This window comes from Streptomyces sp. NBC_00663, from assembly GCF_036226885.1.
In the GTDB taxonomy this organism is placed as follows: Bacteria; Actinomycetota; Actinomycetes; order Streptomycetales; family Streptomycetaceae; genus Streptomyces.
This window is the reverse complement of the sequence record NZ_CP109027.1, coordinates 4,968,241-4,983,489: the sequence shown is the minus strand read 5'-3', so window position 1 is coordinate 4,983,489 and position 15,249 is coordinate 4,968,241. Positions and strand designations below refer to the sequence as shown.

At 73.1% G+C, this 15,249-nt stretch carries 13 protein-coding genes; 8 read left to right on the top strand and 5 right to left on the bottom strand.

All coding sequences use genetic code 11. The annotated features are described in order from the left end of the window. Nucleotides 1-55: 55 nt before the first annotated feature. From OG866_RS22755 to OG866_RS22735, 5 genes are all read left to right on the top strand, one after another. Nucleotides 56-1,087 carry an IopA gene (locus tag OG866_RS22755; RefSeq protein WP_329337312.1) on the top strand — a complete coding sequence of 344 codons (1,032 nt, stop codon included), beginning with the start codon at nucleotides 56-58 and terminating at the stop codon, nucleotides 1,085-1,087. A 164-nt stretch (nucleotides 1,088-1,251) separates the two neighbouring features. After that, complete coding sequence (locus OG866_RS22750) at nucleotides 1,252-3,591, top strand: iron-containing redox enzyme family protein (RefSeq protein WP_329337311.1); 2,340 nt, start codon at nucleotides 1,252-1,254, stop codon at nucleotides 3,589-3,591. Nucleotides 3,592-3,624: 33 nt separating this feature from the next. Beyond that, nucleotides 3,625-5,550 carry a carbamoyltransferase family protein gene (locus tag OG866_RS22745; RefSeq protein ID WP_329337310.1) on the top strand — a complete coding sequence of 642 codons (1,926 nt, stop codon included), beginning with the start codon at nucleotides 3,625-3,627 and terminating at the stop codon, nucleotides 5,548-5,550. Nucleotides 5,551-5,594: 44 nt separating this feature from the next. Then, entirely contained in the window at nucleotides 5,595-5,753 is a 159-nt protein-coding gene (locus OG866_RS22740) for a hypothetical protein (RefSeq protein ID WP_329337309.1), read from the top strand. Then, nucleotides 5,746-8,559: a carbamoyl phosphate synthase preATP-grasp domain-containing protein gene (locus tag OG866_RS22735; protein ID WP_329337307.1), complete on the top strand. Its 2,814-nt coding sequence runs from the start codon at nucleotides 5,746-5,748 to the stop codon at nucleotides 8,557-8,559. Before OG866_RS22740 ends, OG866_RS22735 begins: the two co-directional genes overlap by 8 nt. 227 nt (nucleotides 8,560-8,786) lie before the next feature. Here the strand turns inward: OG866_RS22735 and OG866_RS22730 are convergent, their stop codons facing one another. Both OG866_RS22730 and OG866_RS22725 read right to left on the bottom strand, forming a co-directional pair. After that, complete coding sequence (locus tag OG866_RS22730; RefSeq protein ID WP_329337306.1) at nucleotides 8,787-9,320, bottom strand: flavin reductase family protein; 534 nt, start codon at nucleotides 9,318-9,320, stop codon at nucleotides 8,787-8,789. Then, nucleotides 9,317-10,225, bottom strand: a complete 909-nt coding sequence (locus tag OG866_RS22725) for a beta-ketoacyl-ACP synthase 3 (protein WP_443063654.1) — start codon at nucleotides 10,223-10,225, stop codon at nucleotides 9,317-9,319. Before OG866_RS22725 ends, OG866_RS22730 begins: the two co-directional genes overlap by 4 nt. Before the next feature lie 331 nt (nucleotides 10,226-10,556). Here OG866_RS22725 and OG866_RS22720 point away from each other — a divergent pair, with 331 nt between their 5' ends. The 3 genes from OG866_RS22720 to OG866_RS22710 all read left to right on the top strand — a co-directional run bounded on the left by OG866_RS22720 (nucleotide 10,557) and on the right by OG866_RS22710 (nucleotide 13,033). Then, a complete protein-coding gene (locus OG866_RS22720) occupies nucleotides 10,557-11,162 on the top strand; it encodes a response regulator transcription factor (RefSeq protein WP_329337303.1) in 606 nt (201 codons plus the stop codon). Between the two features lie 126 nt (nucleotides 11,163-11,288). Beyond that, nucleotides 11,289-12,074, top strand: a complete 786-nt coding sequence (locus OG866_RS22715) for an AfsR/SARP family transcriptional regulator (protein ID WP_329337302.1) — start codon at nucleotides 11,289-11,291, stop codon at nucleotides 12,072-12,074. Continuing rightward, nucleotides 12,071-13,033, top strand: coding sequence for a 3-hydroxyacyl-CoA dehydrogenase NAD-binding domain-containing protein (locus OG866_RS22710; protein WP_329337300.1), 963 nt, complete (start codon nucleotides 12,071-12,073; stop codon nucleotides 13,031-13,033). Before OG866_RS22715 ends, OG866_RS22710 begins: the two co-directional genes overlap by 4 nt. A 73-nt stretch (nucleotides 13,034-13,106) precedes the next feature. On the opposite strand, the gene OG866_RS22705 is transcribed toward OG866_RS22710, so the two are convergent. The 3 genes from OG866_RS22705 to OG866_RS22695 form a co-directional block, all read right to left on the bottom strand. Then, entirely contained in the window at nucleotides 13,107-13,583 is a 477-nt protein-coding gene (locus tag OG866_RS22705; RefSeq protein WP_329337299.1) for a nuclear transport factor 2 family protein, read from the bottom strand. Continuing rightward, nucleotides 13,580-14,581, bottom strand: coding sequence for an NmrA family NAD(P)-binding protein (locus OG866_RS22700; RefSeq protein WP_329337297.1), 1,002 nt, complete (start codon nucleotides 14,579-14,581; stop codon nucleotides 13,580-13,582). Before OG866_RS22700 ends, OG866_RS22705 begins: the two co-directional genes overlap by 4 nt. 125 nt (nucleotides 14,582-14,706) lie before the next feature. Further along, entirely contained in the window at nucleotides 14,707-15,159 is a 453-nt protein-coding gene (locus OG866_RS22695) for a MarR family winged helix-turn-helix transcriptional regulator (RefSeq protein ID WP_329344243.1), read from the bottom strand. Nucleotides 15,160-15,249: the final 90 nt, after the last annotated feature.

Here is a 15,249-nt window from a genome sequence, read left to right as displayed (position 1 = left end):
CTCCGCTCCGGGCCGGCCGCCGGTCAAGGCTCACCGTCTGCTCGGAGGGGAACCAGTGGAACAGCAGAAACGACTGACTCCGCACATGCGCCACTACGAGGAGTTCGCCACCGGCGACATCTGCTGGACGCCGTACGTCATGTTCTTCAACCGGCCCGGCTTCCGCTCCCCCGTGATCAACACCGATGCCGGAGGCTTCCGGCACTCGGTCTCGGCGCGGGGGGCGTTCTCGCTCAAGGGTGAGCTGCCCGACGGTCCGGTGAGCCTGATGCTGGGGGCCTCGCCCGCCTTCGGGCTCGGGGCGACGGACGACGCGCACACCATTCCGTCCCTGCTCTCCCAGGCGCCGGCGGCCCGGCCCTGGCTCAACCTCGCCGCGCCCGCCTTCAACTCCACGCAGGAGACCCTGCTCTTCCTGATGCACCGGGGGGAACTGCCCGCCGTACGGGACATTGTCGTCTACTCCGGCCTCAACGACCTCGTGGTCGGCGGGCTGCCCGCCGCGGACAGCGGATACGGCCAGTTCTTCTTCTCCGGCGAGTTCTTCCGGCAGCTCGGCGTGCCCGCGCTCGGACAGGGCGGCAAGCAGCCCGGGTGGGCCCAGGGGCGGCTGGCCCAGGCGGCCCGGCGGCTGGGCGGGGAAGCCCGGCAGGAGGACCGGGCGCTGGCCGATCCCGAGCAGCGGATCGACATCGCGGCCCGCACGACCGGGCGCGATCTCGCCCGGCTCGTCGAACTCGCCGCCCCCACCGGGGCCCGGGTGCTGTTCGCCCTCCAGGCCACGGCCTCGTGGAGCGGCAAGCGCCTCACCGAGCAGGAGCGGCTGCTCATCGAGGAGAACTACAGCCAACGCGCGCAGATGTGGAACCTGTTCCAGCAGATCCTCGACCCGGCCGTGCACACCGCCTACGCCCAGCGCCTCGCCGACGTCTGCAAGCAGCACGGCGTGCCGTTCCTCGACGTCAACGAGGCGCTGGGGGCTTCGCCGGAACGGGACGGGTGGCTGTTCGTGGACCAGACGCACCACACGGACGACGGTTCGCGCGTCGTGGCCGACCTTCTGCGCGCCGAGTTCGCCCTCGCCTGAGCGCGGGTTCGCCCTCGCTTCCGCTGGATCCCCTGTCTCCCACCGTGAGGTGATCACTGTGTTCCGCAAGCTCGCCGCCCTGTTCAAGCAGCGCAGGAACCGCCGCAGGCGCCGCAAGGACAACACCATCTACCCGATGTTCTGAGGGAAGGTGCCGCTGCGTCATGTCCTCCCGCTATCGCACCCTGTACCTGCGCGCCCTGTCTCCGGGCGCTCCCGATCCCCTCACCCCGGAGGACGGCCGGGGCCTACCGTCCACCGACGTCCACGCCCACCCCGACCCCGAAACCGCGGAACGGGAGCTGCTCGCGCTGTGCGCGGAAGCCGCCCGGTGGAGCGCTGCGGAGGCCGACGCCTTCGGCACGGTGCTCCCTGACGCGGGGGAGGATCTCGACGAGGCCGTCCGCCGGGTGCTGCGCAACTGCGCGCCGTTCGCGCTCAGTGCCGGAGCCTGGCTGCAATGGCTGTCGGGGCCCGGCAACTCGGAGACGGAACCCGTCCTGCGGACCTTGACCCTGTACGCCGCGGACGTCGGGGTCGGGCTGCCGCTGGCCGACCGCGGCAGCGACTTCCGTGAGCTGCTGCGGCGCCACGGTGTCGCGGAGGAGCTGCCCGGTGTGCTGCTCGCGGGCAGCGAGTCCGTCGACGGATTCAGCTTCCGGCTCCCCGCGCTGCTGCTGACGATGAGCCGGCTGCCCGACACCTACCGCTGCCAGTTGCTCGGCGCCGACCTGTGCCTGCGGCACGTCGGCGTGCTGCCGCCTCTGGCCGCCGCGCTGCGGGCCACGGACGCCAAGGACGAGACGTACGAGACGCTCGACCTGGGCGCGGCCCGGGCCGCCGGCTGGGCGCCGGGGCGCGAGCTGTCCTGGGCCGCCGTACGGGCGCAGTTGGCGGCGATGGCCGAGTCTGATGCCGAGGCGGCGGGGTCTGATGCCGAGGCGGCGGGAGCGCCCGCGGCCGATGCCGGTGCCGGTGTCGTATCGGCGTCGGGTGCGGCGGTCGGTGGGGTGCTTGAGGGGTTTCGCTGGGCGTTGCGTGAGGTGCGGGAGTGGAGCGAGCGGCTGCGTCAGGAGACCGCGCTGTCCCTGCACCCCGACTACGGGGTCTGGAGGCTCATCCACACCCGGGCCCGGCAGGCGGCGGTCTACCACTCCGGTTTCCGGCTGGAGGGACGTCCCCTGTCGGAGTGGTTCGCCGATGTCGACGCCGGTCCCGCGCCCTTCCTCGCGGCGCTGGCCCGCAGCAGGCTCGTACGCCCCGGGAAGCCGGAGTCCAGTCCGCTGCTGGGGCGGCTCATCGGCCCCAAGGGGCCCATGTTCCGGATCTTCACCGAGGAGGAGCTCGCCGTGCTGCGGCGGTGGATACGGGGGCTTCCCGAACCGGGGTCCGTCCTGCATCCCGACGCACCGGACGGGGCTGAAGCCGAGAGCCCCTCTGTCACCGCGAGCCGTCAGGCCGGGCTGCACCGGGCCCAGGCGGACTGGCCCGGGCGGGGCGGGGTGTCACAGGCGGTGGCGTCGGCCTCGGTGGCGGCACCCGGGTCGCGCGGGCCGGTTCCGGTGCGGCGCCCCGCTCTCACGCCCCGCGCCGCACGCGAGGCCTACCCGCTGCTCCTGAGCCGCGCCGACTCGCCCGGTCTGCGCGCGTTCGCGCACGCCTACGCGTCCCGTTGGCTGGCCCGCTCCCGCTACGCCCTCAACCGGCCGGCGAAGGGGGCCCTGCCCGAGCGCTGGGACCGGGAGAACGGGCTGCGCCCCTGGCTGGCCCGGGCCCACGACCAGCATGCCGAGGGCTTCGACGAGGAACAGGTGGACCTGCCCAGTCGGGACGAACTCATCGACTCCACCCTTCAGTTGGCGCCGCTCATCATGATCGACGGCGGCTGGCTCCAGGGGTTCACGGACTACCGGCTCGCCGCGTCCCGCGCCGGGCACTTCCTCTTCCGTACCTACTGGGACGAGCTGGGCAACGGGGAGCCGGAGCTCAACCACCCCCGGATCTACCGTGCGTTGCTGCGCCAGATGGGGATCGATCTGCCGCCCACCGCCTCGCCCGAGTTCATCGCCTGGCCCCAACTGCGCGACGAGGCCTTCGCCATGCCGGTGTTCTGGCTGAGCGTCTCCCGGTTCCCGGAGGAGTTCATGCCGGAGATCCTCGGGCTCAACCTGGCGATGGAGCTGTCCGGGGTCGGCGGCAGCTACCGCGATGCCCGGGTGGCGTTGCGGCACCACGGTTTCAGCACCCAGTTCGTCGATCTCCACAACACGATCGACAACGTGGCCACCGGTCATTCGGCGTGGGCGGCCGACGCGATCGACAGCCATCTCAACGAGCTGCCCGCGCGCCCAGGACCCGGCGGAGAGGCCGAGGTCTGGGAACGCGTCCGGGTCGGCCAGCGCTCCCTCAACCCGCCCGCCGGCCGGGCCGCCGCACTGTACGCAGCGCTGCGCACCGTACGCCGTACCCCGCCCCTCGCGCGCCTCGCGCCCGCCTCCCACTGACCCGCCTCCACTGACAATCGAGGAGCTCGGTCCATGGCATCTGATGCCCCCGTCACCACCGTCCTGGGTCTGTCCGCGTACTACCACGACAGCGCGGCTGCCGTGGTCGACGGCGGCGGGATCGTCGCCGCCGCTCAGGAGGAGCGGTTCAGCCGACGCCGCCACGACCCGTCCTTCCCCGAACTCGCCGTCCGTTACTGCCTGGACGAGGCGGGACTCTCCCTCGCCGACCTCGACACTGTCGCCTACTACGAGCGCTCGGACCTCAAGTTCCGTCGGGTGCTGGCGACTTACCTCGGTACGGCGCCGCGCTCCTGGAGCTCGTTCCGGGAGGTGATGCCCGAGTGGCTGAGCTGGAAGCGGCGCGCGCCGGACACCGTCCGGGAGCGGCTGGGCGCGCTGTTCGCCGGTCCCGTCCCCGAGATCAGGGCCTTCGGGCACCACGAGTCGCACGCCGCGTCCGCCTATCTGCCCAGTCCCTACGAGACCGCGGCCGTTCTGTGCGTGGACGGGGTGGGCGAGTGGACGACCACGTCGATCTGGCACGGTGTGGCCGGGGAGGTCGTCCCGGTCGCCGAGCTGTCCTTCCCGCACTCCCTCGGGATGCTCTACTCGGCGTTCACCTATTTCTGCGGGTTCAAGGTCGACTCCGGCGAGTACAAGCTCATGGGCCTCGCCCCCTACGGACGGCCCGTCCACGCCGACCTGATCCGGGAGCGGCTGGTCGACATCAAGGACGACGGCTCCTTCCGCCTCGACATGCGCCGATTCGCGTTCCAGTACGGCCAGGTGATGACGGGGCGCGGCTTCGAGGAGCTGTTCGGCGGTCCGCGCCGGGAACCGGAAAGCCCGCTCACCCAGCGGGAGTTCGACCTCGCCGCGTCCGTGCAGGCCGTCACCGAGGAGATCATGCTGAAGCTGGCGCGGACGGCGCGCCGGCTGACCCGGGAGAGCCGGCTGTGCCTGGCGGGCGGGGTGGCGCTCAACTGCGTCGCCAACGGCAAGCTCGCCGAGGCCGGGATCTTCGACGAACTGTGGGTCCAGCCGGCGGCCGGTGACGCGGGCGGTGCCCTCGGGGCGGCGCTGCTGGCCCAGCGGGGACCGGCGCGCACCCGGACCCACATCCGCACGGGCCGCGACGCGATGCGCGCCTCCCGCCTCGGCCCCCGGTTCGACGACGACCAGATCCAGGCCTATCTGGACGCCTCCGCCATCCCGCACCGCCGGCTCGGCGCCGAGGAACTCAGCCGCGCGGTGGCCGGGCAGCTCGCCGAGGGCAAGGTCGTGGGCTGGTTCCAGGGGCGGATGGAGTTCGGGCCGCGGGCGCTCGGCTCCCGGTCCATCCTCGGCGACCCACGGGATCCGGCGATGCAGTCCGCGATGAACCAGAAGATCAAGTTCCGTGAGTCGTTCCGGCCGTTCGCGCCCGCGGTGCTGGCCGAACGGGCCAAGGAGTACTTCGAGTTGGGGCAGCCGAGCCCGTACATGCTGATCGTCGCCCGGATCGCGGCCCAGCAGCAGCTCGCCGAGCGGGACCTCGGGGAGGGCGACCTCGGGCAGGGCGACGGGCAGGCGTCCGGGGAGGGCGACGGGCAGGCGTCCGGGCAGGGCTCCCGGCAGGTCTCCGGTCTGGAGTTGCTGAAGGTTCCCCGGTCCACCATCCCCGCGGTCACCCATGTCGACCGCTCGGCCCGGGTGCAGACGGTCGACGCGGAGCAAGACCCCGCGTTCCACCGGCTGTTGACCGAGTTCGACCGGCTCACCGGGTGCCCCGTCCTCGTCAACACGTCGTTCAACGTGCGGGGCGAGCCCATCGTGGCGACCCCGGAGGACGCCTACCGCTGCTTCATGCGCACCAACATCGACACCCTGGCCCTCGGCGGCTTCCTCATCGAGAAGGCGGAGCAGCCGGCCTGGCCGGAGAACGACAACTGGCGCGAACTGATCCCGCTGGACTGATCCCTGGGCTCGTGGACCGAACCCCCCTTCTGAGAGGCCTCATCATGGATGCGCTTCGCCGCGCCTGCGTCCTGGCGCTGCTCGCCGTCGCCTATCTCTTCGTCGTCGTGCCGGCCGGCCTGGTCGCCCGGCTGCTGCGCGATCCCCTGAACCGCGCGCTGCGACCGGACGCCCGTACCTATTGGAGCGGGCCTCGTGCCTGAGCACGGCACCGTGCGGTCGGTCCTGGTCCTCGAGGCCGGCCCACAGGCGTGCCGGGCGCTGACGGACCTGGGGCTGCGGGTCGTCCTCGTCGACCCCGACCCCGGGACGGTCACCACCGACCCGGGGTTCGCCGACGTCACCTACGCCGAACCCGTGACCCCCGAGTCCGTCGAGAACGTCATCGCCAGGGAGCGCCCCGACGCGCTGCTGCCGGCCCTCGACGGACGCGTCGCCCTCGACACGGCCGTGGCCCTGCACGAGGCGGGCACCCTCGACCGGTACGGCGTCCGGCTCCTCGGCGCCGACGCCGGGGCGCTCCACCGGGCCGCGGAGGCTGTCGCGGCGGGCGCGGCCGTTGCCGGCGGGCGCCGATACGGGCTCCAACTGGTGCGCGACCGGAACGACGACATCGAGGTCGTCTGCGCCTTCGAGACCTTCGACCTGCCGGACGGCGGCGGCACGATCACCGTCGCGCCCGCGAGGACACCGACGACGCGGGTGTACGAGACGCTGCGCGACGTCGGCCGGGCCGTGGTCCGCGAGATCGGAGCGGGCGCCGGGGGCTGCACCCTGTGGTGCGCGGTGCACCCCGAGAGCGGGCGCGTGACCGTCCTCGACGTGGACCCGCGGGGTGCGCGCGAGGCGGCGCTCGTGGCCTGCGCCACCGGTCTGCCGATGGCGGGGATCTGTGCCGAACTGGCCGTCGGCCGCACGCTCGACGAGACGCCGGTACGCTCCCGCCCCGCGCCCGGCCATGTCGCCGTCCGCGCGGTCGCCCCCTCGGGAGCGGAGACCCTGGCCGTCGGCCACACCGTCACCGGGGCCCTCCAGGAGGCGCTGGTCCGTCTGCATGGGGGCGCCGCGCTTGAGGTGACCGGCGCCGGGCGCGCCGAGATCGATTCCTGGCTTGCCGAGCAGCTCTCCGTGATCCGCAAAGTGGCGGACGAGTTGGTCGCCGCTCCCGAGCTGACCCGGGAACTCGTCGCCGAGGTCAAGCGGCACGGGTTCCGGGATCGCCGGATCGGTGAGCTGCGCGGGCTGCGGGAAGACGTCGTACGGGAGATCCGGTGTGCCCTCGGTGTGCGCTCGGTGCCTCCGTTGCTGGGGCCGGACCGGTGCCGGGACGGACGGGGGCCGGCGGGCGGGCGTACGCGTACGAAGCCCGCGGTGATCGTCCTGGGGCAGGACGGCGGCGGGTCCGCGCACGCCTGGCTCCAGGCGTGCGCGGCCCTGCGCGCGGCGGGGCACGAGACCGTCGTGGTCGGCTCCGCCCCGGCGTCCCCGGACGGGGATGAACGGGCCGCCGACCGGTTCTACTGCGCACCCCTCACGACCGAGGCGGTCCTGGAGGTGGTGCACGCCGAGCGACGCGGCGGTCCCGTCGCCGGGGTGTGCGTGCAGTTCGGCGGCGCGGACGCGACGCGGCTCGCGCGGGACCTCGCGGACCAGGGCGTACGGGTCCTCGGCACCCCGGTGTCTGCCGTCCGCGCCACCGAGGAACACGACACGTTCCAGCGCCTTCTGCGTACCGCCGGGCTTTCCGCGGTGCGGTACATGACGGCGTCCTCACCGGCCGAGGCCCGGGCGGCGGCCGAGAGCGTCGAGTATCCGGTGACGGTGGGGTGGGCCGGTGGGCGTGGGGGATGGGGAGGGGGAGAGGAAGGCAGGACGGGGGGCGGGAGCCCGGAACTCGTGCCGGACGCAGGGGCGTTGGCCTCTCTGCTCGCTCTGCCCGGAAGCGCCGGTGGTGCGTGGCCCGTGGTGATCGGGCAGGTGGTGCGTGATGCCGTCGAGGTCGCCGTGGACGCGCTGTTCGACGGGGAGGAGGTCTATCTGGGCGGGGTGCTGGAGCGCCTCGGGTGGGTCGACGCGTCGGATGCCGGTGCGGTGCACGTCCTGCCGGCCGTCACGCTCGGCGGCCAGGACCTCGAACGGGTGCGTGCGGCCACCCGGGTGCTCGCCGGGGCGCTCGGAGTGCGCGGCGCGCTCACCGTGCGATGCGCTCTGGCCGGTGGGGTGCTCCAGGTGCGCGGCGCCGAACCCCGGGTGTCCGGGACCGTGCCCTTCACCTCGCAGGCGACCGGCGTGCCCCTCGCGCGGGCCGCCGCACGCATCGCGCTCGGCACCTCCGTGGCGGAGCTACGGGCCGAGGGTTTGCTGCGCCCCACCGGCGACGGCGCCACCCTGCCCCCGGACACGCCGGTCGCCGTCGCCCAGACCCTGCCGGGGACCGGGGCGGCGACGGGCATCGGAACGGAGCCGGGCAGCGGGGAGGCTGCTGCCGGTATCGGGAACGCCGGCCGCGGCAGGGAGGCCATGGGTGTCGGGGAGGCCTTCGGGTTCGCCTACGCCAAGTCCCGGGCGGCCGTCGGGGGGCCGCTGCCCACCAAGGGCCGTGCCCTGCTGTCCATCGCCGACCGCGACCGGCGCTCGGTGATCTTCCCGGCCCGTGAACTGGCCGCCCTGGGCTTCGAGTTGCTGGCCACCGGCGGTCTGGCGGGCCTGCTCCGGCGTAACGGCGTCAAGGCCGGCGTCGCCCACGCGATCGGCCGGACGAGTGCCGCCCGACTGGTCCGCGACGAGCAGATCGACCTGGTCGTCGTCACGCACCACCGGGGGGAGGCTCCCGCCGAGGGCCAGGGGGTCCTGGCCGCCGCCCTCGCGCAGGGAGTGCCCTGTCTGACCACGGTCCGGGACCTGGCCGCCGCAGTCCAGGGCATCGACGCCTTGCGGCGCCCACGCGAGCGCACCCGGCTCCGCCCGCTCCAGGACTGGCAGTCCCGGCAGTCCCGCACCACACACTGATCAGACACACCGACCAGACACACCGACAGGGCCCGGCCGGCGGGGCGAGCAACCATTCCGGTTCCTCGCCCCGCCGGCCGGGCCCTGACGCGGTCGATACGACCCCGCGCGTATGGGCCGGGCCAACCGCCACGCCCCAGCCCTACGACCCCGGCGGCCCGACCCGGAGTCCCCGGGCCCGGCCGACCCGCGCGAACCGGCCCGTGGCCGGCTCGGCATCCCCGCCTTCAGGACCGTACGGCGTTCGGGTGCAGGGTGTGGAAGGTTCGGCGGTGGTGGATGAGGGGGGTGCCCTCGCGGTGGTGTGCCTCGGTCACCCGGCCGACGAGGAGCAGGTGGTCGCCCGCCGGGTGGCGGGCGTGGACGCGGCAGTCGAGCCGGCACAGGGCTCCCGGCACCCCCGGGGGCATGCCGGGGGCGGTGGTGTCGTGCTCGTGCTCGTTCTCGTGCGGGGGGAACTTGTCCGCGCCGCTACGGGCGAACCGTGCGGCGATCTCCTCCTGTTCCTCGTCCAGCAGGCTCACCACGAACCGCGTGCAGTCCGCGAACGCCCGGTAGCCGCCCGCGCGACGGGCCACGCACGCCACGACCAGCGGCGGCTCCAGGGACACCGAGCTGAACGAGGTGACCGTCAGTCCCCAGGGGCGCCCCGTCGCGTCCCTGGTGGTGACGACCGCCACGCCGGCCGCGTGACAGGCCATGGCCGCCCGGAACGCCTCCGCCGGCACGGAACGCGGAACGCCGGTGGTCTGCTCGGTCATGGCAGCACCACCACCTGCCCGGCGAAGCTCAGCCCCGCGCCGAACCCGATCAGCAGGGCGGTGTCGCCCCGGCCCACCCGCCCCTCGGCGAGCACGGCGTCGAGCGCGAGCGGCACCGACGCGGCGGAGGTGTTGCCGGTGTGGACGACGTCCCTGGCCACGACCGTCTCCGGGCCAAGGCCCAGGCGGTCCGCCATCAGCTCGATCATCCGCACGTTCGCCTGATGCGGGACGAAGGTGCCCAGCCGGTCGGGGGCGACACCGGCGACCCGCAGCATCTCCTCGGCGGCCGGCGCCACCTCGTCCATGGCCCAGCGGAAGATGCGCCGGCCGTCGATGCGCAGCCACGGCCGCTCACCGCCCTCGGACCAAGGGGCCGTCATCCAGACCGAGTCGACGTACCGGCTGTCCGTGCGCCGTACGACGGGGCCGAACCCTGGCTCGTCCGACGGTCCCACCACCACCGCGCCCGCGCCGTCGGCGAACAGGAACGCGCTGCCCCGGTCGGTGCGCTGCACTATGTCCGTCATCCGGTCCGCGCCGATCACCAGGACATGGCGGGCACTGCCCGCGCTCACCATGTCCGCCGCGATCGCCAGGGTGTGGCAGAACCCGGAGCACGCGGCCGAGGTGTCCAGCGCGGCGGCCCGGTCGGCCCCGAGGGAGCGCGCGATACGGGCCGACAGCGGCGGGGCGTGCCGCAGGTTCGTCATCGTGGCGATCAGGACGAAATCGAGGTCCTCCGGGCCGATCCCGGCCTGGGCGAGCGCCTTGCCCGACGCCGCCACGGCCATCTGCTCCAGCGTTTCGTCGGGGGCCGCGAAGCGTCGCTCACGAATACCGGAGCGGGATTCGATCCACTCGGGCGTGGAGTCGAGCGTCCGGCACAACTCCGCATTGTCGATCACCGTGCGGGGGCGATAGCCGCCGACGCCGAGAATCCTGCCGTATGAACTCGTGCGCGGGTGCGGCGTATCGGAAACCCTGATACCTGTCGTTCTTGTCAACGCCTTCTCCACTTCGCCGTGCTGACGAGGAAAACTCCGCAGGAGTGAGAAAAGAACACGGCGCACCCTCACCGCGACCGGTGGAGCACTTCTCGAGTGCGACTCGACCCCGAACACATACTTGCTTGATTGGCTGATAGTTGTCTGTGGCAACGTCAGTACCAGCCGTACTGTTGGGCAAGGCTCTTTTCAGCCGACGACCAAGGGCAGCTCGGGGGAGGCCGCTGACGTGGTACGTCTACTCATCGCGGAGGACGCGCACATGGTCCGCGGGGCGCTGGTCGCCCTGCTGAATCTCGAACCGGACTTCACGGTGGTGGCCGAGATCGGCCACGGTGACGAGATCGTGCCCACCGCTGGGCGGACCCGCCCCGACGTGGCCCTCATCGACGTGGGGCTGCCCGGCACCGACGGCCTGACCGCCGCCGCACAGCTGCGCGCGACCCTGCCGGAGTGCCGCACCCTCATCCTGACCAGCACGGCACGGCCCGCGGTGGTGCGCCGGGCCCTGGACGCCGGACTGGAGGGACTGCTGCTCAAGGACGCGCCGCCGGACCGGCTCGCGGCCGCGGTGCGTGACGTCATGACGGGACAGCGGGTCTACGACCAGGACATGACGCTGGAGGCGCTCACCCTCGGTTCCGGCATCCTCACCCCGCGCGAGACCGAGGTGCTGGCGCGCGCGGCGGACGGCCACGACGCGGGCCACATCGCCGCCCAGCTCCATCTGTCGGCGGGTACGGTGCGCAACTATCTCACCGCGATCGTCAGCAAGTTGAACGCCCGGAATCGTGTCGATGCCATCCGGATGGCGCGCGAGGACGGGCTCATCTGACAGCTTGTCAATATTCCCTGCCGCAGGCATGAAAATATCCCGTCGAGTCATGAAGGGATCACTGGGAACCGCGAATTACTCGTGCCAGACTCAAGGCCGTCCTGATTTCCGAGCGAAGGCCGAGTCATGGATATCGAGGTAATGGGTCCGCTGCACGTACGCCTGGCCGGCACCTCACTGGTGCCCAGCGCCGGAAAACCCCGTCAGCTCCTGGCACTTCTCGCCCTGCGGTCGGGACATCTCGTCCCGATCCCGACGCTCATGGAGGAACTGTGGGGTGAGCACATACCCCGCAGCGCGCAGACCACGTTGCAGACCTATGTCATGCAATTACGGCGGCTCATCAGGAAGGCGCTCCCGGCGGGCTCGCCGCTTACCGCGAAAGACGTTCTCATCACCCGGTTCGGCAGTTATCAGCTGGGTGCCGAGCCCGGCCGGTCCGACATGGCGCGGTTCCACGAGAAGGCCGCCGCGGGCGCCCTCGCGCTGGAGCGCAGAGCACCCGCCGAGGCCTCCGCCCTGCTGCGGCAGGCGCTGGACATGTGGCGCGGCCCGGCCCTGGCCGACGTACCGGCCGGGCGCATCCTGGACATCGAGATCCTCGCGATGGACGAAGCCCGCACCCGGGCCCTGGAGTTGTGCCTGTCGGCCGACCTCCGGATGGGGCGGCACGGGGAGATCCTCGCGGAGCTGGTGACCGTCGCCGCCCACAACCCACTCAGCGAGAACATCTGGGCGCTGCTGATGACCGCCCTGCACCGCTCCGGCCACACCTGGCGGGCGCTGGAGGCGTTCCAGCAGTTGCGCGGCACGCTGATGCGGGAGCTCGGCGTGGAGCCGTGCACCCGGATCCAGCGGCTGCACCAGGAGATCCTCAGTTCCGGCCGCGACGACGAGCGGAGTGCGGCATGACCGGTTTCGAGAACCCCCGCACGGTCGCCGTCCTCGGCACCGGGACCATCGCCCTCGGCTGGACGGCGCTGTTCGCCGCCGCCGGTCTCGACGTCCGGATCAGCAGTACCCGCCCGGACGCCGAGGAACAGGTCACACGCGCCCTTCCGCTGTACGCCCGTTCCCTGCCCGGCGGCCGGCTGCCCCCCGAACGGCTGGCGTCGCGGCTCACCTTCTGGGGCAGCCCCGCGGAGGCCGCCGAGGGGGCCCAGGTCGTCCAGGAGAACGTGCTGGAGAACCTGGCGCTGAAGCAGGACGTCTTCCGCGCGGTCGCCGAAGCCGCGCCGGACGCCCTGCTGCTGTCCTCGACGTCCACGCTGCTCCCGGCCGACCTGGGTGCCACGCTCGACAAGCCGGGGCGGGTGATCGTGGGGCATCCGTTCAATCCGCCGCACATCGTGCCGCTGGTGGAGGTCGTGGCCGCCGAGGAGGCTGAGCCGGCGCGGGTCGAGGCGGTCATGGACTTCTACCGCGGTCTGGGCAAGACACCGGTGCTGCTGCGCCGCGCCGTACCCGGGTTCGTCGCCAACCGGCTTCAGTCGGCGCTGCTGCGCGAGAGCATCCACCTGGTGCGCGAAGGTGTCGTCACGGTGGGCGAGCTGGACGACATCGTCACCGCGTCCCTCGGTTCCCGGTGGGCGGTCACCGGTCCCTTCCGGGCCTTCCATCTGGGCGGCGGCGAGGGCGGGCTGCGCCATCTGATGGCACACCTGGGCGACGGCCTGGAGCGCGGCTGGGCCGGGCTCGGCAATCCCGCGGTCGACGAGGAACTCAAGGAGACCCTCCTCGACCAGGCCGACGAGGCGTTCGGCGGGTACGACTACCAACGGCTCGCCGCCTGGCGCGACCGGGGGCAGAACGCGGTCATCGCGGCGGTCCGGGAGTCCGGACCGGTGGAGAGCGACGGACCGGGGGCCTGACCGTACGACCACGATGCGGGCCGGGGCACGTCGCCCGGCCCGCATCGCCGCTTCCGCGTCCGGTCAGGTCCGGTCAGCCCGCGATCTCCTGATCCTGCGTCACTTCCCGCTTCAGCGTGCGCAGTTCGCCGTCCTCACGGACGAGCACGTCGCGCACCAGGCAGCTCGGCGCGATCACGGGGCGGGGCTCGCCCGGCCGGGTGGTGCCGATCAGGGCGTAGTACTCGGTGTGGACGGAGCCGTCGTCCTGCTCCCGTACGTCGAGCATGGTGAACCAGTGCCGGCGCTGCACCGGGTCGGTCCGGAAGCGCCGCTCGTTGTAGGCCCGTACCTCCCTGGCGATGTTGGCCCGGCCGCGGACCGCGGGCTCGTCCGGGGAGTGCGCGAACAGCGCGTCCTCGGCGAAGGTGGCCGCGAACTCCTCGGCGCGGACGGCGTCGAGGTGGTGGACCTGACGGGCGTAGAAGAGCTGGACCTCCGCGTAGAGCCCCGACTGGGCGGTCTGCCGGACGGAGGTCGAGGCGGTGGGGCGGGCGGCGGCGGTGCTCATGATGCCTCCTTGGATGACGGCGATGACGGCGATGAGGGCGATGACGGCGACGACTGTGGCGAGTGCGATGGCTGCGGCGCCGGTGATGGCTGCGGCGCCGGCCGCCGGCCGGGGGCACCGAATGCCGCCGCGTGGTCCTCCGCCCAGGTGCGGAAGGAGCGGGGCGCCCGGCCGGTGAGCTCCCGTACGGCCGGTACGACCGGCAGCCGGCGCTCGTACAGATGGCGCTCCACGTCCAGCAGGCCACGGGCGTAGGCCTCGGGCAGGAACGGGGCGACCCGGTCCACCCAGACGTCGGGCTCCACCCGTGCCACGCTCAGCTCGCGGCCGAGCACCTCCCCGAGGATGCGCACCCGCTCGGGGACGTCGAGGAGCTGCGGCCCCGAGAGCGCCAGCACCCGGGACCGGTCCGGCGGGACGCCCCGCAGCGCGGCGGCGGCCGCCTCGGCGACGTCCCGCGGGTCGATCACCGGGACGGCGAGGTCGGGGTGGACGACGCCCACCGTGTCCCCGGCGGCCAGATCCGCGGCCCAGCCCAGCGCCTGGGTCGCGAACGGGGCGGGCCTGAGCACGGTGACCGGCACCCCGGTGGCGGCCATCCGCGCCTCGCCGAGCACATGGCGGGCGAAGAGCGGCCCGCGGTCCGCGGAGTCGGGGGGCGCGTCCGCGGAGACGACGACCAGATGACGGAGCGTCTCGGTCTTCTCCGCGGCCTGCGCGAACGCGTCCCCGGCGTCCGCGGCCAGGACGACGAAGGCGGTGGAGACGCCGTGCAGGGCCTCGGCCATCGCGGCGGAGTCGGTCAGGTCCCCGGGCACGGTCTCGTCCGCGCCTTCGGGCGGCCCGGTGCGCCCGGGGTCACGGACCAGGGCGCGGACGGTGAACCGCCCACCCCCCTGGCTCCCCCTGCTTCCCTGGCTCCCCTGGCCGCTCAGCGCCGCGACGAGGCGGCGTCCCACCGTTCCGGTGGCACCGGTGACCAGCACGGTCTCGGGCATGCGCATCCTCCCGGAGTGCGCGGCGGGCGGAGTTGCCCGCCGCCGACGCGCAACACACCAGGCCCCACTCGAAGAACGCTCCAGGACCACTCAGGCCGGGCCCGGCACCCCTCCGGGAACGGGCGTCAGCTCTCCGGTTCGCCGGAGGCGCCGCGCTCGTAGGCCTCCATGGTCCGTACGAACACCGCCCGTTCCCGCGGGGTCAGCGGTTCGAGGGCCTTGCCCCAGGAGCTGGCGCCGCGGGCCAGCCAGCCGTTGATCGCCTCCTGGGTCTCGGGGTCGTCCGAGATGGAGACGATCGTGCGGCGCCGGTCGGCGGGGTCCGGCTTGCGCTCGACCACTCCCTGGCGGCTGAGGTCCGCGACCATCAGGCTCACCGTCGTCGGCGCCACCTGGAGCCGGGCGGCCAGCTCGTTCACCAGCGCGGGGCCGTCGAAGACCAGGTGCGACAGGAGCGAGAGATGCCGGGGGGCGAGGTTGAGCGACCTCAGCCGCTCGGGGACGGTCGTCTTCTTCAGCCGCTGGGCCACGCGGGGCATCAGGACGAGCATCGCGCGCACGGCGTCGTCCCGGCTCATCTCCTCGTCACCGGCGCCGCCACCAGCCGCCTCGTCAGAGGCACCCGCCGACCCCTCGGCGCGCCGCGCCCCGCGCTGCGTTGACATCAG